At 68.8% G+C, this 24,237-nt stretch carries 18 protein-coding genes and 1 riboswitch; of the genes, 3 read left to right on the top strand and 15 right to left on the bottom strand.

The window, feature by feature from the left end; genetic code table 11:
- Window positions 1-120: 120 nt before the first annotated feature.
- The 9 genes from FDZ84_RS06880 to FDZ84_RS06840 form a co-directional block, all read right to left on the bottom strand.
- A complete protein-coding gene (locus tag FDZ84_RS06880) occupies window positions 121-426 on the bottom strand; it encodes a hypothetical protein (protein ID WP_168584080.1) in 306 nt (101 codons plus the stop codon).
- A gap of 764 nt (window positions 427-1,190) precedes the next feature.
- A complete protein-coding gene (locus tag FDZ84_RS06875) occupies window positions 1,191-1,367 on the bottom strand; it encodes a DUF6104 family protein (RefSeq protein ID WP_010304877.1) in 177 nt (58 codons plus the stop codon).
- Between the two features lie 334 nt (window positions 1,368-1,701).
- Complete coding sequence (locus FDZ84_RS06870; protein WP_246869133.1) at window positions 1,702-5,325, bottom strand: multifunctional oxoglutarate decarboxylase/oxoglutarate dehydrogenase thiamine pyrophosphate-binding subunit/dihydrolipoyllysine-residue succinyltransferase subunit; 3,624 nt, start codon at window positions 5,323-5,325, stop codon at window positions 1,702-1,704.
- A 746-nt stretch (window positions 5,326-6,071) separates the two neighbouring features.
- Window positions 6,072-9,746: an ABC transporter ATP-binding protein gene (locus FDZ84_RS06865; protein WP_168585210.1), complete on the bottom strand. Its 3,675-nt coding sequence runs from the start codon at window positions 9,744-9,746 to the stop codon at window positions 6,072-6,074.
- Window positions 9,747-10,110: 364 nt separating this feature from the next.
- Complete coding sequence (locus tag FDZ84_RS06860; RefSeq protein WP_168585209.1) at window positions 10,111-10,965, bottom strand: ABC transporter permease subunit; 855 nt, start codon at window positions 10,963-10,965, stop codon at window positions 10,111-10,113.
- Entirely contained in the window at window positions 10,965-11,933 is a 969-nt protein-coding gene (locus FDZ84_RS06855; RefSeq protein WP_168585208.1) for an ABC transporter ATP-binding protein, read from the bottom strand. Before FDZ84_RS06855 ends, FDZ84_RS06860 begins: the two co-directional genes overlap by 1 nt.
- A 462-nt stretch (window positions 11,934-12,395) precedes the next feature.
- Window positions 12,396-12,623, bottom strand: a complete 228-nt coding sequence (locus FDZ84_RS06850; RefSeq protein WP_168585207.1) for a hypothetical protein — start codon at window positions 12,621-12,623, stop codon at window positions 12,396-12,398.
- Window positions 12,624-13,082: 459 nt separating this feature from the next.
- Window positions 13,083-14,198, bottom strand: a complete 1,116-nt coding sequence (gene ald, locus FDZ84_RS06845) for an alanine dehydrogenase (protein ID WP_168585206.1) — start codon at window positions 14,196-14,198, stop codon at window positions 13,083-13,085.
- 315 nt (window positions 14,199-14,513) lie between these two features.
- Window positions 14,514-16,070: a CdaR family transcriptional regulator gene (locus tag FDZ84_RS06840; RefSeq protein WP_168585205.1), complete on the bottom strand. Its 1,557-nt coding sequence runs from the start codon at window positions 16,068-16,070 to the stop codon at window positions 14,514-14,516.
- Between the two features lie 113 nt (window positions 16,071-16,183).
- A riboswitch (glycine riboswitch) is annotated at window positions 16,184-16,288 on the top strand.
- A 149-nt stretch (window positions 16,289-16,437) separates the two neighbouring features.
- Here FDZ84_RS06840 and gcvH point away from each other — a divergent pair.
- The gene (gene gcvH, locus FDZ84_RS06835) at window positions 16,438-16,809 is read left to right on the top strand and encodes a glycine cleavage system protein GcvH (protein ID WP_168585204.1); all 372 of its coding nucleotides are present in this window, start codon (window positions 16,438-16,440) and stop codon (window positions 16,807-16,809) included.
- Between the two features lie 27 nt (window positions 16,810-16,836).
- Entirely contained in the window at window positions 16,837-18,192 is a 1,356-nt protein-coding gene (locus FDZ84_RS06830; RefSeq protein WP_168585203.1) for an L-serine ammonia-lyase, read from the top strand.
- Between the two features lie 229 nt (window positions 18,193-18,421).
- On the opposite strand, the gene FDZ84_RS06825 is transcribed toward FDZ84_RS06830, so the two are convergent.
- From FDZ84_RS06825 to FDZ84_RS06805, 5 genes are all read right to left on the bottom strand, one after another.
- Window positions 18,422-19,297, bottom strand: coding sequence for an NAD(P)-dependent oxidoreductase (locus tag FDZ84_RS06825; RefSeq protein WP_168585202.1), 876 nt, complete (start codon window positions 19,295-19,297; stop codon window positions 18,422-18,424).
- A gap of 16 nt (window positions 19,298-19,313) precedes the next feature.
- Window positions 19,314-20,165 carry an NmrA family NAD(P)-binding protein gene (locus tag FDZ84_RS06820; protein WP_168585201.1) on the bottom strand — a complete coding sequence of 284 codons (852 nt, stop codon included), beginning with the start codon at window positions 20,163-20,165 and terminating at the stop codon, window positions 19,314-19,316.
- A complete protein-coding gene (locus tag FDZ84_RS06815) occupies window positions 20,162-21,277 on the bottom strand; it encodes an FAD-binding oxidoreductase (protein WP_168585200.1) in 1,116 nt (371 codons plus the stop codon). The genes FDZ84_RS06820 and FDZ84_RS06815 overlap by 4 nt, the downstream gene beginning before the upstream one ends.
- A gap of 446 nt (window positions 21,278-21,723) precedes the next feature.
- Window positions 21,724-22,041 (bottom strand): multidrug efflux SMR transporter, encoded by a 318-nt coding sequence (locus FDZ84_RS06810; RefSeq protein ID WP_168585199.1) that lies wholly within the window; start codon window positions 22,039-22,041, stop codon window positions 21,724-21,726.
- A gap of 40 nt (window positions 22,042-22,081) precedes the next feature.
- On the bottom strand, window positions 22,082-22,822 hold the full coding sequence (locus FDZ84_RS06805) for an SDR family NAD(P)-dependent oxidoreductase (protein WP_168585198.1): 741 nt from the start codon (window positions 22,820-22,822) through the stop codon (window positions 22,082-22,084).
- A 131-nt stretch (window positions 22,823-22,953) separates the two neighbouring features.
- Here FDZ84_RS06805 and FDZ84_RS06800 point away from each other — a divergent pair, with 131 nt between their 5' ends.
- Window positions 22,954-23,592 (top strand): TetR/AcrR family transcriptional regulator, encoded by a 639-nt coding sequence (locus FDZ84_RS06800; RefSeq protein WP_168585197.1) that lies wholly within the window; start codon window positions 22,954-22,956, stop codon window positions 23,590-23,592.
- 55 nt (window positions 23,593-23,647) lie between these two features.
- Here FDZ84_RS06800 and FDZ84_RS06795 read toward each other — a convergent pair whose 3' ends face one another.
- The gene (locus tag FDZ84_RS06795) at window positions 23,648-24,139 is read right to left on the bottom strand and encodes a cupin domain-containing protein (protein ID WP_168585196.1); all 492 of its coding nucleotides are present in this window, start codon (window positions 24,137-24,139) and stop codon (window positions 23,648-23,650) included.
- Between the last annotated feature and the right edge of the window lie 98 nt (window positions 24,140-24,237).

Below are 24,237 nucleotides of genomic sequence, written 5' to 3'. Positions count from 1 at the left end.
GTCTGTCCCGGTGCGGTGGGCAGGTCCATCGCGACTTTCTGCACTGGCTGGTTAGCGGCACTGCACAGCACGCCGCGCCCCATCCGCCTTCGACGAGTGGGGCGCGGCGCAGCCGGATGGTTATCCCTTCCAGGACGACCCGCCCTGCAGCGTCTGCGCCTGCTGGGTGGACGACCGGGAATGCTGCTGCCCGTGCTGGGTGGACGACTGGGTGTGGTGCTGTTGCGTTTTCTGGTACTTGTGCTGCTCGTTCACGCTCACCTGGCCGTGCTTGGTCGGCCCCTGCGGCCCACCGACGGCACCGGCGATCTCGGCGAGGATCTGGTCCGGGGTCGACGGCCGCGGGGCGTCGCTGGCCGCGGCCGTTCCGGCAGCCCCCAGCACGGCAAGACCGGTGAGCAGGGCGCCGGCGAGAAGACGTCGCATGAAAATCCTCCGAAGTGCGTTGGAATTGCCAGCGCAGAGGCGATCACACATCGGCCGCGCTCGCCGCACACATCACTCCGTAGTGGATCAAGCACCCCGCCCAGCCACCCGGCCAGGGGAGCACCCCTCGGCTCTTCCGCCGCGCCGGGCCGGAGCAAGGGAACCTTCCTGTCACCGACGGTCGCGCAGGAGCGACGTGAGCAAGGGAACCTTCCTGCCATCGCGCAGGAGCGACGTGAGCAAGGGAACCTTCCTGTTACCGACGGTCGCGCAGGAGCGACGTGAGCAAGGGAACCTTCCTGTTACCGACGGTCGCGCAGGAGCGACGTGAGCAAGGGAACCTTCCTGTCACCGCGGAGGACAAGTTCCCTGCTGTTCTCGGTCGAAGACGGGAAACCGGGCCATTCCACGTCCACCTGCAATGCCCGCGGGGCGGCCATGTGCTGCGCCAACTGGCCGGTCGCCCTCGGCGAGCAAACGTCCAGACCGACAGCCTTCACGAATGCTCGCTCCGCTCTGCTCCCCGATGGCGTCGATCCATCAGCGACCAGGCTTCAGGAGCGCGAAAGGCGTGCGGATCTTCGTCCCGTAGGCGGCGCAGCGAGGTGGACGACGTGCTCAGCGCGCGCCGAAAAATGCGAGCAAGACCTCGGATCATGCGGATTCCTCCTCGTGGCCGCGGAGCCGAGAAGGGACGAGCCCTGCTGCCACCCGCGTGGGTGGGGCAGGGCTCTTCGAGTTGTGGCTTTCGCAGTCACTCGCCGTCACTCGTCGTCGGCGTCGTCGCGGGCGAGGAAGGTGGCGAGGCGTTCGGTGGCGTCCTCGAAATCGGGGTTGAGGTCCACGAAGGCCCGCATCCGGTCGGCGACCCAGGCCAACGTGACCTCGTCATCACCGCGACGATCTTCGAGTTCCTCAATGCCGCGGTCGGTGAAGTACACCGTGTCCTCCTAAATTTGTCCGTCCGTGACCGGTGCGATCGGGGTTGGCAGAACAGCAGAGTACGAAACGCCTCGACGGATGCAGCACTGGAACCACGAGTGTTCGGTGACAGGAAGGTTCCCATGCTCCACGGACGTTTCCGGGCTGTCCGCCGGAGACCCGGGAGCCGAACTCTATGCCGCCGCCCCAAACTGATCCCAGCCGGGGAGCCTGAAGTGAGGATGGGAACCTTCCTGCCACCCGCAAGCCGCCGTGGCGCGGGTTCGGCAGTGGCACAGCGCAAAAACGGGCCGCCGGTTCCGGGTGGAACCGGCGGCCCGCTCCAGCCGCGGATCAGGCGAAGGCGTTCTGCACGACCTCGGCCTGCTCGACCTCGTGGACCTTGGCCAGGCCGGTGGCCGGGGCGGCCATCGGACGGCGCGAGACCCGCTGCAGCTTGCCGACCAGCTGCGGGAACAGCTCCGGCAGCGCCAAGCCCAGGAACGGCCAGGCACCCTGGTTAGCTGGCTCTTCCTGCGTCCACCGGATCGACGTGGCGTTCGGGTACCGCTCGAACAGCGCGCCCAGCTTGCGGTGCGGCAGCGGGTAGAGCTGCTCCAGCCGGACGATCGCAGTGTCGGTGATGCCGTGCTTGTCCCGGTGCGCCGCCAGCTCGTAGTACAGCTTGCCGGTGCACAGCACCACGTTGCGCACCGCAGCCGGGTCGGGCTGCGCCAGGTCGTCGATCACCGAGGTGAACTTGCCTTCGGTGAAGTCCTCGACCGGACTGGTCGCGGCCTTCAACCGCAGCATCGACTTCGGCGTGAACACCACCAGCGGGCGGTGGATGCCGTCCAGCGCGTGACGGCGCAGCAAGTGGAAGTAGTTCGCCGGAGTCGACGGCATCGCAACCGTCATCGACCCCTCGGCGCACAGTTGCAGCCACCGCTCGATGCGACCGGACGTGTGGTCCGGGCCCTGGCCCTCGTGCCCGTGCGGCAGCAGCATGACCACGTCGGACCGCTGGCCCCACTTCGCCTCACCGGACGAGATGAACTCGTCGATGATCGACTGGGCGCCGTTGAAGAAGTCGCCGAACTGCGCTTCCCACAGCACCAGGGAGTCGGGGTTGCCGACCGAGTAGCCGTACTCGAAGCCCACGGCCGCGAACTCCGACAGCGCCGAGTCGTAGACCAGGAACTTCGCCTGGTCGTCCGACAGGTTCTGCAGCGGAGTGAACTCGGAGTTGTCCTTGCGGTCGATCAGCACCGAGTGCCGCTGGACGAACGTGCCTCGCCGGCTGTCCTGACCGGTCAGGCGCACCTGGCGGCCCTCCATGACCAGCGAGCCGAACGCCAGCAGCTCGCCGAACGCCCAGTCAATGCCGCCCTCGCGGCCCATCTTGGCGCGCCGCTCCAGCACCGGCTTGACGCGCGGGTGCGGGGTGAAGCCCTCGGGCAGGTTGATGTGCGAATCGGCGATGCGCTCCACGGTCTCCCGCGGGATCGCGGTCGTCAGTCCGCGCGGCACCTGCTGCTCGGACTCCACCGACGGGCTCGGCGCCGGCGGGTGCTTCTCCAACTCGCGGACCTCGTTGAACACGTGCTCCAGCTGAGCGGCGTAGTCCTTCAGGGCCTTCTCGGCCTCTTCGACGGTGATGTCGCCGCGGCCGATCAGAGCCTCGGTGTAGACCTTGCGGACGCTGCGCATCTTGTCGATCGCGTCGTAGATCTTCGGCTGCGTCATCGACGGGTCGTCGCCCTCGTTGTGCCCGCGGCGGCGGTAGCAGACCATGTCGATCACGACGTCCTTGCCGAACGCCTGGCGGTACGCCACGGCCAGCTTGGCGACCCAGACGCAGGCCTCCGGGTCGTCACCGTTGACGTGAAACACCGGGGCACCGATCATCTTCGCCACGTCGGTGCAGTACTTGCTGGAGCGCGAGTGCTCCGGCGCAGTGGTGTAACCGACCTGGTTGTTGACGATCACGTGCACCGTGCCACCGGTGCGGTAGCCACGCAGCAGCGACAGGTTCAGCGTCTCGGCGACCACGCCCTGGCCGGCGAACGCGGCGTCACCGTGCAGCAGCACCGGCAGGACGGTGAAGCCCTCCTGGCCCTTGTCCAGGATGTCCTGCTTGGCGCGGACGATGCCCTCGAGCACCGGGTCGACGGCTTCCAGGTGCGACGGGTTCGACGTCAGCGACACCTTCGTCTCGCCGTCGCCGAACATCCGGAAGTACTTGCCCTCGGCACCGAGGTGGTACTTGACGTCGCCGGAACCGTGCGCCTGCCCCGGGTCCAGGTTGCCCTCGAACTCCCGGAAGATCTGCGAGATCGGCTTGCCGACGATGTTGGCCAGCACGTTCAGCCGACCACGGTGCGGCATGCCGATGACGACCTCGTCGAGCTCGTGCGCCGCCGAGGTGTCCAGCACTGCGTCCAGCAGCGGCACAACGGTCTCGGCGCCTTCCAGCGAGAACCGCTTCTGCCCGACGTACTTGGTCTGCAGGAACGTCTCGAACGCCTCGGCCGCGTTGAGCTTCGACAGGATGTACTTCTGCTCGGACGGCTCGGGCTTGGTGTGCGGCTTCTCGACCCGCTGCTGCAGCCATTCGCGCTCGTCGGGTTCGAGGATGTGCATGTACTCGACGCCGACAGTGCGGCAGTAGGAGTCGCGCAGCACGCCCAGCACGTCGCGGAGCTTCAGGTGCTCCTTGCCGGCGAAGCCGCCGACGGCGAACTCCCGGTCCAGGTCCCACAGGGTGAGGCTGTGCGAGAGGACGTCGAGGTCCTCGTGCCGCCGCTGCCGGTAGTTCAGCGGGTCGATGTCGGCCATCAGGTGGCCGCGAGTGCGGTACGCGTCGATCAGCTCGAGCACGCGGGCGGTCTTGTCCACCGCGCCCTCGGGGATGTCCTGCGTCCAGCGCACCGGCTCGTACGGGATGCGCAGCGAGGCGAAGATGTCGTCGAAGAACCCGTCCTCGCCCAGCAGCAGCTGGTGCATCTTGCGGAGGAAGTCGCCGGACTCCGCGCCCTGGATGACCCGGTGATCGTAGGTGGACGTCAGCGTCACGATCTTGCTGATGCCCATGTCGACCAGCGTCTTCTCGCTGGCGCCCTGGAACTCCGCCGGGTAGTCCATCGCGCCGACGCCGATGATCGCGCTCTGACCCTTGGTCAGCCGCGGCACCGAGTGGTTGGTGCCGGACGGGCCGGGGTTGGTCAGCGAGATCGTGGTGCCGGCGAAATCGTCGGCGGTCAGGGCGTTGCCGCGGGCCTTGCGGATGATGTCCTCGTAGGCCTGCCAGAACTGGTGGAACGTCATGTCCTCGCAGCCCTTGATGGAGGCGACCACGAGGTTGCGAGACCCGTCCTTGGCCGGCAGGTCGATCGCCAGGCCCAGGTTGATGTGCTCCGGCGTGACGGCAGCGGGCTTGCCCTTGGCGTCCTCGCCGTAGTGGCGGTTCATGTTCGGGAAGTCCCGGACCGCCCGGACCAGCGCGTAGCCGATCAGGTGCGTGAAGGAGACCTTGCCGCCCTTGTTCCGCTTGAGGTGGTTGTTGATGACGATGCGGTTGTCGAACAGTAGCTTGGCCGGCACCGCGCGCACGCTCGTCGCGGTCGGCACGGTCAGCGACTGATCCATGTTCTTGGCGATCGCGGCAGCGGCCCCGCGAAGCGTCTTGACGTCCCCGCCGGCCTGGGGCTCCTTCACGGGAGCGGCCCTGGCGGCCTGCTGCGGCGACGGCTTAGGCGCGGGCTTGCTCGCCGGGGGCGCGGTCGTGGCGGCGGCCGGCGGGGCCTGACCATTGGTCTCACTGGGGCGCGTCACCGTGGCCGTAGTCGTCGGAGCCGCTGCAGCGGCGGCCGCAGCAGCGGTGTTCTCGATTGCTGCCTGGCCCGGCTTGTAATCGGCGAAGAATTCGTGCCACGCCGAGTCTACGGAAGTGGGATCTTGGAGGAACTGCTCGTACATCTCCTCGATCAACCACTCGTTGGGGCCGAACTGTGACGCAGGGCTGCTGGACACGGCTGGCGTTCGCCTCGATCCATATGCTCGTGATTTACAGACACACTCAGGTACCAGGCTAGCGGTCCGATTCGCGAGGTTGACACACAGTGCGGCCGTTCGGTCGACGAGGTCGGTCACAAAATCGATCAGGAAAGACCAGCTCGCGGGTAACGGGCCCCGGTCCGCTCGCGTCAACGATCATCGACCGCACTCGACATGCCCCACTCGAAGTCGGCGTTGCTCGGTACTACTCCATCTGGGTTGTCGCCCAACACCAGTATGACGTTTCATCGACACGCTGTGTTCCCGTCCCGCGGGCGAGGTTTCTCGCATTTCGGACGGCGCGGCACTCCAGTCCCACCCGCCCCGGGACAGTGTGACCGATCCCGCTCGCGGTTGCGGAACGTGTCCGAAAAGTCCCCATCCGTGCAAGCCGACGTCACTGTCGTCCGCTGCGGGGCGGTGACAGGAAGGTTCCCTTCCACCACCCCAGCAACGCCTGTGCCGGGCTGCGGATGACAGGAAGGTTCCCTTCCTCACGTCAGGACCCATGCTCGCGCGCCCCGTCGGTGACAGGAAGGTTCCCTTGCTCCACTCCGGCACCACGCCGAGCCGCTGGGGCGTGGAATGACAGGAAGGTTCCCTTCCTCACATCACATGGGCCCGGCAGATGCGGTGGATGACAGGAAGGTTCCCTTGCTCACGTCCGGTTAGGCGATGTTGGTCTCGCCGATCTCCGGGGTCTCCTCGCTCGGTGCACCGTCCGCCGCCCGCCACAGGCGCGCGTAGTAACTGTTGTCCGCGAGCAGTTCGGCGTGGCTGCCCTGCTCGACGATCCGGCCTCCGTCGACGACCACGATGCGATCGGCGCGGGCGGCGGTGGCTAGCCGGTGCGCGACGACGAACGTCGTGCGCTGGGCCGCGACCTGGTCGCTGGCCGCAACCACCATCGATTCCGTCGCGGGGTCGAGCGCCGCGGTTGCCTCGTCGAGCAACAGGACGTCGGGGTCGACCAGTTCTGCCCGCGCAAGCGCGACCAGCTGTCGCTGGCCCGCCGACAGTCCGCGCCCACGCTCGCCCACCTGCTGACGGAAGCCTCGCGGCAGCATGGCTATCCCCGGCAGCGCCCCCACCGCCCGGGCCGCTGCTTCGACCTCGGCCGGATCGGCGTCCGGGCGCGCGTAGGCGATGTTGGTGGCGATGTCCCCGGTGAACAGGTGGCCTTCCTGCGGGACCACGGCGAGCCGCCGGTGGAACGCCGCCAGGTCGTAGCTGCGGATGTCCTGTCCGTCGACCAGCACCGCGCCGTCGGTGGCGTCGTAGAACCGGGCGATCAACTTGATCAGCGTCGACTTCCCGGCGCCGGTCGCGCCGACCAGCGCCACGGTCTCGCCGGGCCGCACACGCAGCGCGATGTCGCGCAGCGCGAACTGGTCGGTGCCGGGGTAACGGAACGACACCGATCGCAGCTCGATGCCGCCTTCGAACCGTTCCGGCACCGGGGTGGGGTCGGTGGCGGCGGGCACCGAAGTGGGCGTCCGCAGCAGTTCCCCGATCCGCCGCAACCCCACCTTGGCCTGCTGGTAGCCGTCGAAAACCCCGGATAGCTGCTGCACAGGCGAGAAGAACAAGCCGAGGTAGAGCAGGAACGCGACCAGCACCCCGGCGGTCAGGTCGCCCGACGCGACTCGCGCCGCGCCTACCCCCAGCACCACTGCCTGCGCGATCTCCGACAGCAGCGCGACGAACGGGAAGTAGGTCGCGATGTAGCGCTGGGCGCGCAGCCGGGACCGCCGGTAGGCGTCGCTGCGCTGCGCGAACACCTTCGCAGCGTGCCCTTCGCGGCGGTGCGCCTGCGCCACCCGCATCCCGGCGACGTTCTCCTGCAGGTCGGCGTTGACGGTGCTCACCCGCTCGCGCGCCTCGGCGTAGGCGGTCGCCGAGACCTTGCGGAAGATCAAGGTGGCTACCAACAGGACCGGCAACACCGCCATCGCCACCAGCGCCAGCGAAACATCGGTGATCAGCAGTGCGCCCGCGATGCCGAACAACGTCAGCACGCTCACCACGAAGGTCGCCAGCCCAGTCTGCAGGAACGTCGACAACGCGTCGACGTCGGTGGTCATCCGAGTCATGATCCGGCCGGCGAGCTCGCGCTCGTAGTAGTCCAGCCCGAGCCGCTGCAGGTGTGCGAAACTGCGCAATCGCAGCAGGTAGAGCAGGGTTTCGCCGGTTCGCGAGGTGATGACGGTCTGCAGCTTGACCACCAGCCAACCCCCGGCGACGATCACGGCACCCAGGCCCGTGGCGATCCACAGCGCATCGAGGTCGCCTGCGCTCACACCGCCGTCGATGCCCTGGCGGACCAGTGAGGGCAACGCGATCGACGTCAGCGCGTCCCCGGCCACCAGCAGCGCTGTCAGCAGCAGGCCCCAGCGGATCGGCCGCAGCAGCCGGGGGAGCTTGAAGTCCGGGTCCGGCGCGGTGGGGTCTTCGCCGCGCAGATCGGGCTGGTCGGTCGCGGGCGGCAGCTTCCGGATGCCTTCGATCAACTCGGGTGTCGGCGGCATCGTCATGCCGCCCATGCCGCGCGATCCGGGCGTCGTGGCGGCGTTGCCGGTGACCGCCGGTTCGGCGTCGTCCTCCGGTGGCCAGAGCTCCGGCGTGATGCCTTCAGAACCGGGCACGACCCGGCCGTCGCAGCGATTGTCGATCAATTCCCCAGGCCCGGCGAGCAGCGACCGGAACAGCTCGCAGCGCTGGTTCAGCTCGTCCTCGGTGCCGATGTCGACGACGTGTCCTTCGTCGAGCACCGCGATCCGGTCGGCCAGGGCCAGCGTCGACCGGCGGTGCGCGATCAGCAGTGTGGTGCGCTGCGCGGTGACCAAGCGGAGGGTGTCGTGGATGGCCGCTTCCGTCGCCGGATCCACCGCCGACGTCGCGTCGTCGAGCACCAGGATGCGCGGGTTCGAAAGCAGCGCCCGCGCGAGCGCCACGCGTTGGCGTTGCCCGCCGGACAGCGTCAGGCCGCGCTCGCCGACCGTCGTGTCGTATCCGTCGGGGAGAGTGCTGATGAACTCGTGCGCTTCGGCCGCTTTTGCAGCGGCGATCACGTCGGCTTCCGAAGCGTCAGGACGGCCGTAAGCGATGTTGCCGCGAATGGTGTCGGAGAACAGGAACGCCTCCTCGAACACCAAACCGACCGCGGCGCGCAGCGAATCCAGCCTCAGGTCGCGGATGTCGTGGCTCACCGAGCCGTCGTCGGCGGGACCGATCTTGATGCTCCCCGAGTGCAGGTCGTAGAAGCGCGGCAGCAGCAGCGACACCGTCGACTTGCCCGATCCGGCGGGGCCGACCAGCGCCACCGTCTCACCCGGACGGACCTGCAACGACGCGTTGCAGAGCACTGGCTGATCACGGGTGTAGCCGAAGCTCGCGTCGTCAAGCCGGACCTGCAGCGGCCCTTCCGGCAGCGTTGCCGCTCCGGGCTTCTCCTGCACCTCGGGCTGGGAATCGATCAGCTCGTGGATGCGTTCGACACCGGCGCGCGCGAGCTGCGCCTGGATCATCACGCTCGACAACATCCGGGCCGGACCGGCCAACATCGCCACGTACCCGGCGAACGCCACGAACGTCCCGAGGCTCACCTGGTCCTGCAGCACCATCCAGCCGCCCAGGCCGAGCACTCCGACCTGCCCGGCGGAGGGCAGCGCGGCCAAGCTCGCCGCAGGCATGGAAGTCATCCGGGCCGCGCGCAGCCGCTCGCCGAACAGCCGACGAGCACGGCGCTCCAGCCGCCCGACCTCGCGGTCTTCCTGGCCGAAGCCCTTAACGACCCGGACACCCGTGACGGTTTCCTCGACGTGCTGCGCGATGTCCGCGGCCCGCTGCTGCGCCGACCAGGTCGCCGGGAACAGGCTCTTCTTGCTGCGCGCCGAAACCACCGCGATCAGCGGCGCCACGACCAGCGACACCACCGTGAGCAGCGGCGACAACCACAACATCACCACGATCGCGAAAAGCGCGAGCACCGCGGTTCCGGCCGCCAGCGGCAGCATCGACAGCAGCGAGTTCACCATTTGCAGATCGCTGATGGAGCGGGACACGACCTGCCCGGTGCGCAGCGCATCCTGCTTCCCGCCGTCCAGCCGCTGCATCGCCGCGAAAACCGCGCGGCGCAGGTCGTGCTGGACGTCGAGGGCGAGCCGCCCGGCGCTGTAGCGGCGGACGAACGCCGACGCGAAGCGGAACACGCCGAGCGTGAGGAGCGCGATCACGATCCACAACAAGCGGTCGGTGCTGTGCGCGACGGCATCATCCACCGCGGCCTTGGTCAGCAGCGGAACCAAAGCCTCCAACCCGACAGCCGTTACGGACGCGCCCATCGCCAACGTCAGAGCAACGGGGTGCCGACGGCAAGCGGCGAAGAGGCGACGGATCCAACCGCCGGAAGACGGACGGGGATTACCGGAGTCGCTCACACCCGCCAGGTTATGCCGCCCTACCGACCATGCAGACCGGCCGAACGTTCTGTGATCCCCGCCAAAGGGAGAGGCGGTTAGAGCAAGGGAACCTTCCTGTCACCACGGCAGCCGGGACCGGCGCCGGGAGTGGCAGGAAGGTTCCCTTCCTCGCAACGCCAGGCGTGGCCAGTGCCCGGAGTGGCAGGAAGGTTCCCATGCTCACGTCGCTGGACCTCTCCGATGGTTGGGCGATGGCAGGAAGGTTCCCATGCTCACGTCGTCCGCCTCAGCTGATGTCGCGTCGGCGGCTGACCAGCCAGCCGCCGGCGATGAATACGGCGGCGTATCCGAGGAAGGTGAGCAGGCTCGCCCACCACGGGTGGCCGTAGCTGCCGCCGAAAAAGAGGTGCAGGAACTCGAAGGCCGCTCGCGGTGTGTTCGGCTCGTCGGGCCCCGCCACCGCGGTGACGAACAGCGGCACCGCGAGGTTCGCGACGATGCCGTTCCCCGCCGTCCCGGGCAAGTAGGGGCTGATACCGGCGGCGGGGGATTCGATCAAGCTCAGCGAGAGGATGAACTCGACCATGAACTTGTAGACCAGCGGCACGATGATCGCGAGCACGGCGTTCGCGACCAGCGCGCCGAAGCCCACGCCCAGCAGCGTCCACAGCACCATCGCGAGCACCGCCGCCGCGCCGACGCTGAGCCAGTCGCCCAGGCTGCCGAAACCGCCGAAGTCCCGGCCCGCGCCCACCAAGCCCCCGACGCTCGCGAAGAGCACATTCGCGAGGCCGTAGATGAGACCGACGCCCGAGCAGGCGATCAGCTTTGCCGCCAGCACCGCACTACGCGGGTTACTTGTGAGATAGGTCGTGGTGATGCTCTTGTTCCGGAACTCGCCGGCGAAGGCCATGGCGCCGAAGAGCGCCGCGAAGATCGTGCTGAAGTTCGTCGACATCGACACCGAAAGCAGCCCGAGGGGCACCGCCCGGTCGAACTGCTCCACCGCGTCGATGAGCGCGACGATGGAGCTGCCCAACCAGCCCGCGCCGAAACCGAGCAGCGCCACTGGGATGAGCAGCGCCCACCACAGGCTGGTGCTGAAGATCTTGCGGAACTCCGCCTTGACGAGCCCGCCCATCAGGCATTCCCCCCGAATCCTTGGCCGCCCGGGGCAGACCACTGCGCGCCGTGCTGCTGGACGCCGTTGTACTGGCCGTTGGTGAGCTGGAAGAACAGCTGCTCCAGGCCGATCCGCTCGTCCTGCATCCCGTACAGCGCGATCCCGGCCTCCAGTGCGAGGTCCGCGACCGCGCGGGAGTCGGAGCCGGTCACGGCGATCCGGCCGTCCGGGAGGTATTCGATGCTGTACCCCGCTTCCTGCAGCTTGTCGACGAGCTTGCTGGGGTCGGCGGCCTGCACGAGCGCCCGGGAGCGTTGCGCGGCGCGGAGCTGATCGAGGTGGCCGTCGAAGACGCAGCGCCCGCGGCTGATGATCACCAGCTGGTCCACGGTGTGTTCGATCTCCCGCAGGAAGTGGCTGGACATCAGCACCGTTCGACCGCTCGCGGCGAAGGCCTTCAGGAAGTTCCGCAGCCAGGCGATGCCCTCCGGGTCCAGCCCGTTGGCCGGCTCGTCCAGCACCAGCACCTGCGGGTCGCCGAGCAGCGCGGTGGCCAACGCCAGCCGCTGCCGCATGCCCAGCGAGAACGTGCCCGCCTTGCGCTTCGCGGCGGCGCTCAGCCCGACGAGTTCGAGAGCCCGGTCCACCTGCGCGTCCGGCACGTTCATCGCGGCGGCGTAGCACCGAAGGTGCTGGCGCGCGGTGCGGCCCGGGTGGAAGCTCTGCGCGTCCAGTACGGCTCCGACCACGGTCGCAGGGTTCGGCAGCTGGTGGAACGGCAGGCCGTTGATCGTGGCCGTGCCCGCAGTCGGCGTGACCAGGCCGAGGAGCATCCGCAGCGTGGTCGTCTTGCCCGACCCGTTGGGCCCCAGGAACCCGGTCACCGAGCCGGGCCGCACCGTGAAGTTCAGGTCCTGCACCGCGTTGACCGGGCCGAAGCTCTTGCTGAGTCCCTGCACAATGAGCCGGCCACTGCCGTCGTGCACGCGTCCCTCCATCCGTCACCCGTTCAGCCGTCGGTGACCATCCTGCCGGACAACGACGTGTGCTCAGGCGCGGAGCCTTAGTTTTCCCAGGTTGTTATCAGCGGCCCGCGGCGGATCCGGTGGGGGCGAGGAGCCCTCAGGGCCAGCGGATGGACCGGTCGATCACGGACGCCCGGTAGACCCTGCCTGACCCGTTTCGAGGTGGCCGATCGTCATAGGAGTGAGCGGCGGCGGGGTGGAGGTGGGTGCGAGGTGGTCATGCCGGGGCGGATGAACTTGTTGGTGTCCCAATCGCTCGGCCCGGGACCTGTCGAGGAGACGATCGGGTCGGGGATGACTTCGACGTCCTTCGTGTCAATCCTCCGACCTGCGCCGCAGCTTCCGTCGCAGCGCTTCCAGACCGGTGCCGCAGGCGTGCGCGGGCTGCCCGAAATGATCATCGATGATGCTGGCGGTGCGCCGTCAGCCACACGGTGCACGGCCACGGCCGGCTGCGCGGCGCGCCCTGGCAGGAGCGGCACCTGCCGGCCTCGTCCGGATCGTGTTCGTCGAGCAGGGCGCGGAGGTGAGCAGGTAATAGGAGGTGAGCAGGTAGAGCTGGGTGCGGGCGAGGGGCAGCAGCACTTCGGGGGTGTCGTCCGCGGTTGTGAGGTCCACTCCGTCGAGCTGATCGAGGACAGCTCTTCGCAACGCGCGTCTGTCACGTCGTCTCCCACCGTCGTTTTCGAGTGCGTCGGTGCTGCCGACGGGATCGCGGGAACGGGTGCCCCGCCGACTCCATTGGGTGACGTCGGCAGTCGGGGCGCACGCCTGTACGGACACCACTGGATGCTCACCCCGTCGAGTGGTTATAGGTTCGGCTTGAAATTGGCGGCCATGCGGCGGCCCGCGTCGTCGGCAAATGGGCGATCGTGGCCTACACTGACGGTGGCGGCCTGCTCCCGGTGACCCCCAGGCTGGTTGAGCGGGCCGCCCCGTTCGGCTGTTTGAGCCCGTCACCCTTTCGGTGGTCTGAGTCCGTTCGTGCGACTGAACGGTGTCCCGGATCCTGTTGCGACGACTTCCAAGCCAGCGGGCATTCGAAGCTGTTGGGAGCAAGGGAACCTTCCTGCCATTCGTGGCAGGAAGGTTCCCTTGCTCCCAGTGCGATCAGCCCAGGACGCTGCTGAGCGGGGTGCTGGTGAGGCCGTGCGCCTCGGCGACCGGCTCGTTGACCAGCTTGCAGTCGTGGGTGTTGAGGCCACCGGCCAGCGCGGCGTCCGCGCGGCAGGCCTGCTGCCAGCCCTGGTCGGCGATGCGCAGCACGTACGGCAGCGTGACGTTGGTGAGCGCGTGCGTCGACGTGTTCGGCACCGCGCCCGGCATGTTTGCCACGCAGTAGAACACCGAGTTGTGCACCCGGTACGTCGGGTCGTCGTGCGTGGTCGGGCGAGAGTCGGCGAAGCAGCCGCCCTGATCGATGGCGATGTCCACCAGCACGCTGCCCTGCTTCATCTCAGACACCAGGTGGTTGGACACCAGCTTCGGCGCCTTCGCACCCGGGATCAGCACGGCACCGATGACCAGGTCCGCGGCCCGCACCGCCTGCTCCACCGAGTACCGGTTGGACGTCACGGTGCGGATTTGGCCGTGGAAGTCGCGGTCGATCTCGCGGAGCTTGTCGACATTGGTGTCGAGCAGCTCGACATCAGCACCCATGCCCATCGCGACGCGCGCGGCGTTGAGGCCAGCGACTCCACCGCCGATCACCACGACCCGCGCCGGGTGCACGCCGGGAACACCGCCCGGCAGCACGCCGCGGCCACCGCTGGGGCGCATCAGCGAATAGGCGCCGACCTGCGGGGCGAGACGCCCGGCGACCTCGCTCATCGGCGCCAGCAGCGGCAGGCTGCCGTTGGCGGTCTGCACCGTCTCGTAGGCGATACCGGTGACCCCGGACTTCAGCATCGCGTCGGTCAGCTCGGCGGAAGCCGCCAGGTGCAGATAGGTGAACAAGACCTGGTCCCGGCGCAGCCGCGGGTACTCCTCGGCGATCGGCTCCTTGACCTTGAGGACCAGCTGGCCTTCCGCCCACACCTCCTCGGCGGTGGGCAGCACCTTCGCGCCGGCCGCGAGGTAGTCCTCGTCGGGGATCGAAGAGCCCGCGCCGGCGTTCGTCTCCACGAAAACGTCGTGGCCGCGGGTGGTCAGCTCGTGCACGCCCGCAGGTGTGATCGCGACCCGGTACTCGTTGTTCTTGATCTCGCGCGGCACTGCGATCTTCACGGCGGAATCCTTTCGTCTCCTGTTGCGCACAACAATCCGCTGCCACTGCGGGGGGCGCATCATTCCCGCCGAATGAGATTGCCCCGCGCGCTTTGTGCTCGCAGCACAAAGCGCGTGGAGCGCCGATCCAGCGCCCGGACGGGGGCACGGACGGGGGCACGGACGGGCGGACCTGACAGGAAGGTTCCCTTCCTCGCAACCGACCGGCAGCCCGGCGAAAGCAAGGGAACCTTCCTGCCACGACAGGAAGGTTCCCTTGCGCACGTCACCGAGGGGTTCTGCGCGCCCGGCTGTGACAGGAAGGTTCCCTTGCTGTCAGCCGTGCTGCGCCCATCGGTCGGCGAGCAGTTGCGCGAACAGCGCGGAGCGGACGTTGGGGTCTTCGAGGTCGACGTCCACGAGTTGGGTGAGCCGCTTCATCCGGTAGCGGAAGGTGTTCGGGTGCACGCGCAACTCGCGGCTCGCCTGCCGGGGATCGCCGGGGTGGCGCAGCCACGCGTGGAGCGTGGCCAGGTATTCGGTGCCCTGCGTTCGGTCGTGCTCGCGCAGCACCGGTAGCGGGCCGAGGGCACCGATACCGGCGTCGGTCGCCGCACCGGCCATCCGGCTGAGCACCAGCAGATGCCAGTTCTCCTCGTACACCGCCACCCGTTGCTGCAGTTGGCCGGTGCGCAGCAAGCTGATCAGCTCCTCGGCCTGCGACCGCGACTGGGGCAGCTCGGCGACCGCCACCGCGGTGCCCACCGCGATCAGCGGGCGCGGCGAAACGTCGTGGGACGTGAGCGCTGCCCGCAGATCCGGCCAGCCGCCCGCGCGCCCCCGGTCGGGCACCAGCGCGTAGAGCATGGTGCCGATCTCGGTGACCAGCGGGCGCCGCCCGATTCCGCGCGTGATCCACTCCCACATCGCCAACCGGTGCCCTTCCGCGGGGCTGGCGGACGGGGGCATTTCGATGGCGACGACCCGGTGCGCTTCGGCGGGCACCGCCAGCTCGTTCGCTGCCGCCCGCCAGCCTTCGCCGCCCTCCAGCAGCAGCCGCACCTGCTCGGCAGATCGGCGGCGCTCCGCGTCCGCCACCGCACGCCACCGCAGCAGTTGCAGCGCGACCAGCGGTGCGGTGTCGGCGAACGCGGTGGAGCGTTCTTCGGATACCTCGCCGGGGACCACGGCCCACATCGAGCCGAGCAGTTCACCGCCCATCCGGATCGGCACCACCAGCCGGGGCAGGGTGCCGTCCTGCTGGGCGGGCACGAAGATCGCCGAACTGCCCTTGCTGAGCTGGCGGAACGTGCCGCGGGCGCGGAACTTGGCGAGCACGTCGTCGGGCTGCCTCCGGCCCATGATCGTCGAGACCCGCGCCGGGTCGGTGAGGTCCTGCCGGGCGGAGTAGGCCAGGACCTGGGAGCGCGCGTCCTCGATGGTGACCGGCGCGTCCACCACGTCCGCCACCGCGTCGGCGAGCCGGAACAGGTCGCCGACCCCGGTGCTGGGCGCGTCGGCCTCCTCGATGTCCGTCCCGGCCAGCGCGGCACGGATCAGCCACACCAACTGCGCCCACGCCGTGCCAGGGCGGACCTCGACCAGCGCCACCCCCGCGTCCCGGGCTGCCGCGGCCACCGCGTCGTCCGCCGAAATCGGCGGTTTGAGCAGCACCGCCGCGGCACCCTTCGCGCCGCAATCCCTCGTCAGCGCCACCGCGTGCTCGCGGTCCGGGATGGCCACGCCCAACACGAGGTCGCCGCCCGCCGCCGTCGGCGGCTCATCGGGTTCGGCGATGACGACGTCCCCGACGCACACTCTCGGTTCCGGGGCGACCACGGTGCGCAGCAGTGTGGGGCCGACCCGCTCGACCAGTGCCCGGATGTCCAGCATCACCGGCCTCCTGAATACCTCGGGCCGCCTCCGTGCGTTGTGGGGGAGGGCATTGACACCAGGGCTGGCCCGTTTATCGTTGCTGAGCACACCGACAATCGCATACCGGCCGTCGACCCCGTGCGGGAGAGACCCTGCGAGCTCACGCCGAGCCCCCAGGGCGCCGAAGGAGCAAGACTCCCCACAAACTCTCAGGCACCCATGACCGTTCGGGCGAGGCAACTCTGGAAAGCGTGCGTCTCATCGACGCTCCACCCACGGTGCAAGCCGCGAGGCCCGCGGCGAAGCTCTCAGGTTCCGCAACAGAGGGGGAGGCCCAGCCACCACGGGCACGAGTGCCCCCCCGACTGCCTTGGAGCCTCCCGACATGTCCCTGCCTGCGCACCTGCGTTATTCCGAAGAGCACGAGTGGATCGAGGACCGCGACGAGCTGGTCCGCATCGGCATCACCCAGCACGCCGCGGACGCGCTCGGCGACATCGTCTACGTGCAGCTTCCCGAGGTGGGCGACAAGATCGAAGCGGGCCAGGCCTGCGGGGAGCTGGAGTCCACAAAGTCCGTCAGTGACCTGTTCGCCCCGGTGACCGGCGAAGTCGTGGCGCTCAACGAGTCCGTCGTGGACGACCCGGCGCTGCTCAACGCGGAGCCGTTCGGCGACGGATGGCTGCTCGAAGTGCGCCCGACCAGCACCGGTTCGCTGCTCACCGCTGAGCAGTACGCCGAGCTGATCGCGGAGTAACGGGCCAAGCGAGGTAGGAGGCGGTCAATGGCGATCAGCGTCTTCGACCTGTTTTCGGTGGGTATTGGGCCGTCCAGTTCGCACACGGTTGGTCCGATGCGTGCGGCGCGGTTGTTCGTGCAGCGGTTGCACAGCGCGGGCCGGTTGCCGCAGGTCGAGCGGATCAAGGCGGAGTTGTTCGGGTCGTTGGGTGCGACCGGGCATGGGCACGGTAGCCCGAAGGCTGTGCTGCTGGGTTTGGAGGGGCACAGTCCGGAGACTGTTGATCCGGCGGCGGTAGAGGGCCGGGTCACCGAGATCCGTGACTCCGGCCGGTTGCGTTTGGATGGGGTGCAGCAGATCCGGTTCATCGTGGACCGTGACTTGGTCATGCACCGGCGCAAGTCGTTGCCGTTGCACCCCAACGGGATGCGCTTCGCCGCGTTCGGTGCCGATGATGCCGAGCTGGACAGCGCGGTGTTCTACTCGGTGGGCGGTGGCTTCGTCGTCGACGAGGACGCTACCGGCACTGATCGGATCAAACCGGACGAGACCGCAGTGCGGTACCCGTTCCGCACGGGTGTGGAACTGCTCGCGCGGACCGAGCAGTCAGGGCTGCCGATCAGCGGTGTGATGCTGGCAAACGAGTTGTCCTGGCGTGGTGAGGATGCCGTGCACAAGGAGTTGCTCGGTATCTGGCAGGTCATGCGTGAATGCGTTGACAACGGCTGCCGCAACTCCGGTGAGCTGCCCGGTGGGCTGAAGGTCCGTCGTCGGGCGGCGGAGCTGGCGGCTTCGTTGACCGAGCGCGACGATCCGCTGGAGTGGGTCACGCTGTTCGCGCTCGCGGTCAACGAGGAGAACGCGGCTGGTGGGCGGGTGGTGACCGCGCCGACCAACGGTGCGGCCGGGATCGTTCCTGCGGTCCTGCATTACTACACGCGGTTCGCGCCTGGCGCGGATGATGCTGGTGTCGTGCGGTTCCTGCTGGCGGCGGGTGCGGTCGGCGTGTTGTTCAAGGAGAACGCGTCGATTTCGGGTGCGGAGGTCGGTTGTCAGGGCGAGGTGGGTTCCGCGTGTTCGATGGCTGCTGCCGGGCTCGCTGAGGTGCTGGGTGGAACGCCGAGACAGGTGGAGAACGCCGCGGAGATCGCGATGGAGCACAACCTCGGGTTGACCTGCGACCCGATCGGTGGGTTGGTGCAGATTCCGTGCATCGAGCGCAACGCGGTCGCGTCGGTGAAGGCGATCACGGCTGCGCGGATGGCGTTGCGTGGCGACGGCAGCCATTTCGTTTCGCTGGACAAGGTGATCAAGACGATGCGGGAGACCGGCCGCGACATGAAGGTCAAGTACAAGGAGACGGCCCGCGGCGGCCTCGCCGTCAACGTCATCGAATGCTGACCCTTCCGCCCGACCAGCGCGAGGATGGGAACCTTCCTGTCACCGCCGGCCGCCGGAGAGCTCTGCCGCGTGAGCATGGGAACTTTCCTGTCACCGCTCGGCTCTGCCGCGCGAGGATGGGAACCTTCCTGTCACCCGGCGTGCGGTGAAAGCGTCCAGATGCCGACGGTGGAGTCCTTCCGCCGTCGGCATCGGCGTGCCCGTTGGTGCGAGGATGGGACCCTTCCTGTCACCGGTCTTCGTCGTCGCCGAGCGGCCAGATGCCGTGCACCGGGGCCCAGCCGAGGAGTTGCCGCGCCGCTTCGCTGCTGACGCGGTGCGAGGGTTCGGCTGCCGCGTTCGGGTCGTGGCGGGGCGGCGGGCTGTCGTCCGCGCGGGCCAGGTCGCGGTAGTAGTCGGCGACCCGCACTGGTTGGTCCGCCACGTTCAGCGTCTTGCCCGCGCATCCGCGCTCCAGCGCGGCGACCACCGCGTCCGCGTAATCGCGGGCGTGCACCATCGACACCCACTCACGGCCAGCACCGGGGATGGGCAGGTCTTCGGCGCGCAGCCGGGCGCGCTGTTGGTCCTGCACCGTTCCCGGGCCGACGAAGCGCCCGCCACGCAGGATGCTCCACGCGATCTCGTCGGCGGGCAGCTTGCGTACTGCGGTCTCCATCGCCAGGACCGGGTCGACGAGGGTCGCCCGTTCCGGCCGGTGGTCCAGCGGTGCGGCCTCGGTCAGCTTGTCGTCGCCGCCGTCGGCGTAGACCATCGTGATGCTCATCTGGACGAAGCGGCGCACCTCGGCTTCCTGCAACGCCCCGGTCACCACGGCGGTCCCGGTGCTGCGCAGCGCAGTGTTCCGCGCCCAGCCGCCCGGCGCGGTCGGCATGGCGGGGACGGCAGTGGCCGCGTTGACCACCGCGTCCACCTCCTTGAACTCCGCCGCCAGCAAGCGTTCCGCCGCCGGGTCGAGCAGCGAGGCGCGGACCCGGCGGGCCTCGCCCGGTAGCCGGTCGAGGCGATCGGGCGCCATGACGGTCACATCGTGTCCTCGGCGCAGCAACATGGGGACGAGGTGGCGCCCCAGGACCCCGCTGGCCCCGATGGCGAATACGTGCATCGGTTCCCTCGTTTCGTCAATTCCGCAACTGTTCGGCGAGGCCGGCGGCGAACGACCGGTAGTCGCGCGGCGGGCGGCCGGTGATGTCGTTGATCGCCGTCGTGACCACCTCCGCGTCGCCGGCCCGGTAGGTGGCGTAGAGCTGCAGGCGCGCCGCCACCGCCCAGTCGGGGACCCCGGCCGAGCGCATGGCCGCCGCGACCTCCGCCGGCTCCGCATCCACGTGCCGGATCCGGCGACCGGCCACTTCGGACAGGATCGACGCGACTTCCCGGTAGCTGAGGGCTTCCGGCCCGGTGAGGTCGTAGTCGCCGACAGCGTCCGAGGTCAGCAGGGTCACCGCCGCGAGCCCGATGTCCCCGACGTCGATCATGCTGACCCGCGCCGCCCCGACCGGCAGCACGATCGCGTCGCGCCTCCGGATGGTCGGCAGCCACTGCAGCGCGTTCTGCATGAAGGCGTTGGGCCGGAGCACCGCGTGCGGAAGACCGGAGGCGCGCAGCTCGTCGTCGCCGACGCCGTGCTGGTGGTGGATGCTCGACTCGGCACCGGGCCGCGCACCGAGCGCGGACAGCTTCACCACTCGCTTGACCCCGGCCTCCGCGCTCGCCGCGATCAGATTGCGTTGCAGCACAAGCTGTTCCGAGTGGAAAGGGGTGAGCAGGAACAGCCGTTCCGAGCCGTGCAACGCGCGCAGCGTAGCCGCGCGATCGGTGAGATCGCACTCGACGACCGTCGCGTCGGGCGACAGGTCGCGGTTCGGCGAGCCGGGGCGCACCAGCACGCGGGGACGGTGGCCGAGCCGCACGAGCTCCCGCGTAACCGCGCGTCCGACGACGCCCGAGGCACCTGCGACGGTGAGGGTCATGCAGCCCCCAATGCGCGGGCTCCGGCGAGTTCCAGGTCGGCCGGGAGCCCGTCGTCCACCGCCGAGTCCGCCAGCAGTTCGCCCAGCTCCGGGGCGAACTTGAACAGGTTGTGCCCGGCGATCGCGGTTACACCGGGGGCGTGCCACGCGCGGAGCGCGTCGCTGCCAGCGGGCAGCTTGCTCATGATGCACACCCGGACGCCCACCGGTTCCGGGATGAGCCCCGGCAGGGCGCGCTCGACGTAGCCGGTGACCCGGCGGACGTGGTCCTCCATGCCTTCCTCGCCGGTCAGCGCGCCGCGCGCGTCGAACGGCACGTCGACGCCGTCGCCGATGAGCCCCAGCACGTACTGGTCGGTGTACGGGATCACCGAGCCGTACACCATTTCCCCGAACTCGCCGGACTTGTCCACCCAGCATGGCGTCGGGGCGCCGCGCAGCTCCTCGCGGATCCGGTAGTGCGGGCGGGCGTGCAGCGCGCAGTCCAGCGGGATGTCCCAGCCGAGGCGGGCGGCCAGGCGCGGCGTGTCGACGCCGGCGCAGAGCACGACGTGCCGCGCGTGGTAGATCGCATCGGCCGTCTGGAACTCGACCTTGCCGTTGTCGAGCACCAGCAGGCTGTGGATGTCGTTGGCGACGATGTGGCCGCCGACCCAGCCGGTCAGCGTCTCGATCACGTGGTTGACTCGCAGCGCCCCGGCCGTCGGGTCCACCAGCAGCGGGCCACCGATCGGCCCAAGCGCGCCGAACACCTGCTCCCGGTCTGCCTCAGGCACGTAGTGGTGCGGCACCTGGTGCGCTTTCAGACCGAGGGTGTCGTCGGCGGTGGTGCCCAGGTAGGCGCAGCCCTCGGTGCCGACCATCTCGACCCCGGAGCGCCGCTCCCACTCGCGGTAGCCGGCCAGGCCGCGCACGGCGAGGTCGACGATGTGCGGGTCGTCGTGCCGGTGCCGGAAGGTGCGGGAGAGCCCGCCGGATTGCCCCGCCCCGGGGCGCCTGCCGTCGAAGCACTTCACGTCGGCGCCGCGCCGCAGCAGGGCGTCCGTGGTGGACAGCCCGAGTACCCCGGCGCCGATCACCGCGATGTCCAGTTCCCTCTTGTGCTCAGCCATTTCCCGCTCCTCCAGCCGTTGCCGGCGTCTGGTTCTCCTTGCGGCAGCCGGATCCCAGGATGCTTGGCCGGGCCCCGCCGCGACATCACGTGTTCTCGGGAGCCGCAAAGAGAAGATGCCGCCTCGCACGGGCGAGACGGCATCTCCTGCAGGGGAGGGGGAATAGAAGTGTCTGCAGTGGTCGATTTGATGCAGGCAGCATGCCTGCGACGGGGCGGGTTCTTGCCTTTGCAGCGGCGAAGCCGCTTAGCGCACCTAAGCAACTTGCACGCCGCGGGTTCTCAGACTGTGCCGACCCCGTCGGGGTTCTTGGCGAGGCCAGTCCCCGAAGCCGCGTATTGGTCGTGCGTAAGTTGGTGATCGCGGAGACCAGGCGGCGTCTGTAATTCCCGCAGGGGGCCGCCACCCGCACCGCTGAGCAAAGCGAGTTCTTACAGTCTTCGCGATCAGCCTTCCACGAATTTGAGTCCGGCTATGCCGACCACGATCAGCCCGAGGAAGGCCAGCCTGGACACCGTCACAGGTTCGCTCAGGAAGAGCATCCCCACCGCAGCGACGCCAACGGTGCCGATGCCGACCCAGATCGCGTAGGCGCTGCCGACCGGCAGGTCCTTCAGCGCCACCGAAAGCATGCCTAGGCTGATCATGGCGACGGCGATGCCCAGCAACGCCGGCCACACCCGGGTCAGGCCTTCGGCGTGCTTCAACGCCAACGACCAGACGATCTCCAGCAGGCCCGCTACGACGAGGATGACCCAAGCCATTGCTGCTTCCCTTGTTCCAGAAGGTGAACGCACGCCGCCGTCAGGCGTTGGCGCCGGCGTCGACGAGGATGCCGGTGCCGGTGATGTTGCGACCGCCCTCGCCGGCCAGGTACGCGACCGCCGCCGCGATGTCGGCCGGGGCGTTGTAGCGGCCGAGGGCGGTCAGGGCGCGCTCGGCGTCCGCCTCCTCGCCGTCGGCCGGGTTCATCTCGGTATCGGTGGAGCCCGGGTTCACCAGGTTGACCGTGATGCCGCGCGGACCGAGGTCGCGGGCGAGGCCCCTGGTGAAGCCGGTCAGCGCCGACTTGCTCAGCGAGTACAGGCTCAGGCCGGGGCCGGGAGTCCGGTCGGCGAGGTTGCTGCCGATGCTGATGATCCGGCCGCCCTCGGGCAGGTGCTTGACGGCGGCCTGCACCGCCACGAACACCGCCCTCACGTGGATGCCGACCGTCTCGTCGAACTGCTCTAGCGTCAGTTCGTCGATGGTCGCCCACGGGAAGATCCCGGCGTTGTTGACCAGGATGTCCAGCCGGCCGAACTCCGCGACCGTCTGCTCGACGGCGCTGGTCACGGCCGCTGCGTCGGTGGCCGGGGCCGCGAACGCCGCGCCGCGTCGCCCGGCTCCCTTGATCTTGTCGACCACGCCGTTGGCCCGGTCGGCCGAGGTGTTGTACGTGATCGCGACGTCGGCACCGTCCGCGGCCAGTCGCTCGGCGACTGCCGCACCGATGCCGCGGGCACCACCGGTGACCAGCGCGACCTTGCCATCCAAGCCCGTCATGAAGCCCCTCGCTTTTCTGTGTCGAACGATATATAAATGGTTATCACCGCTACCCTTGGGTGTCAACAAGCCCGCTGGGAAAGGTGTGAAGCGGTGCGGGACCCGCGCCGTCTTGGGAGGAGGGGAAGCCGATGTCGCCACGTGGGCGCCCGCGCAGCTTCGACCGGGAGGCCGCCCTGCGAACCGCCATGGAGCTGTTCTGGGAACGAGGGTACGAGGCCACATCCCTGAGCGACCTCACCGGCGCGATGGGGATCAGTTCGCCGAGCCTGTACGCCGCGTTCGGGTCCAAAGAGGACCTTTTCCGGGAAGCGGTCGGGCTCTACAACGGCGCCGACGAGGCGGTCGGTGAAAGGTCGTTGCAGCGGCAGCCGACCGCTAGGCGCGCGATCGAAGCCATGCTGCGCGACAACGCCGACGCCTACGTGGATCCGAGCACTCCGCGCGGATGCATGGTGGTGCTCGCGGCCACCAACTGCACTCCGGAGAACGGGCGGATCCGGGATTACCTCGCCGAATGCCGGAGGGACGACTTCCGTGCCGTGCGGGCCAGGTTGGATCGCGGCATCACCGACGGGGATGTGCCGCCCGGTGCGGATCTGGAGACGATCTCCTCCTTCTACCTGACAGTCCTACAAGGACTGTCCATCCAGGCCCGGGATGGGAGCTCCCGCGAGACCATGCACGCGGTCATCGACTGCGCGATGCTGGCCTGGGACGGGATGGTGGCTGCGGCGGTGGAGAGCCGCGATGCCTCGTTACCGGTCTGAACCGGTGGCCCGGCATCGACGGTGCCTGGTGCCCGACGCGCGCTCCAGCAGGCGTTCAGTCGGACTCGATGCCGTACTTCTCGGTCGCGACGCGCATCGACCGCTCGACGTCGGCCGCGAATTGGCTCGGCGGCGGCGCCGGCTGCCCCGGCACCACTTCCGCGCCCACTTCCAGGAAGAATTTCTCGAATCCGCTCGGCATGAAAAGCATGAGCATTTTGGCGGGGGTGTCGAAAATGTTCTTGAATCCGTGCGCCTTGCCGCGCGGCAGATAAATGAAGGAGCCCGGCTCGGCGATGAATTCGCGATCGATGTCGACGACCTGGAGGCGCCCTTCGACGAGGTAGAAAGCCTCGTCCTCGTTCCAGTGGATGTGCGGCGGCGGACCGCTGCCCGGCGGGATCTCGGCCTCCATCACGCCGATCAGCCCGCCGGTTTCCTCCGCGCCGACCTTGAGTGTGTAGCGGTCGCCGCTGAAGGCCCAGACGCTTTGGCCAGCGCCGGGCGGTACGTGGATCGCCCGGTGGACGATCTCCGGTGTGCTCATGTTGTTCGGACTCCTCTCGACCAGCGGGTGCGCGCTTTCGAGCTTTGGCGATCGGCGGGGTCCGGACATCACGTCATCGCGGGATTCCCGCTGGATGG

It is taken from the genome of Saccharopolyspora sp. ASAGF58 (assembly GCF_012277335.1).
Taxonomy (GTDB): domain Bacteria; phylum Actinomycetota; class Actinomycetes; order Mycobacteriales; family Pseudonocardiaceae; genus Saccharopolyspora; species Saccharopolyspora hattusasensis.
The sequence above is the reverse complement of the archived record's forward strand: the minus strand, read 5'-3'. Positions and strand labels throughout refer to the sequence as shown.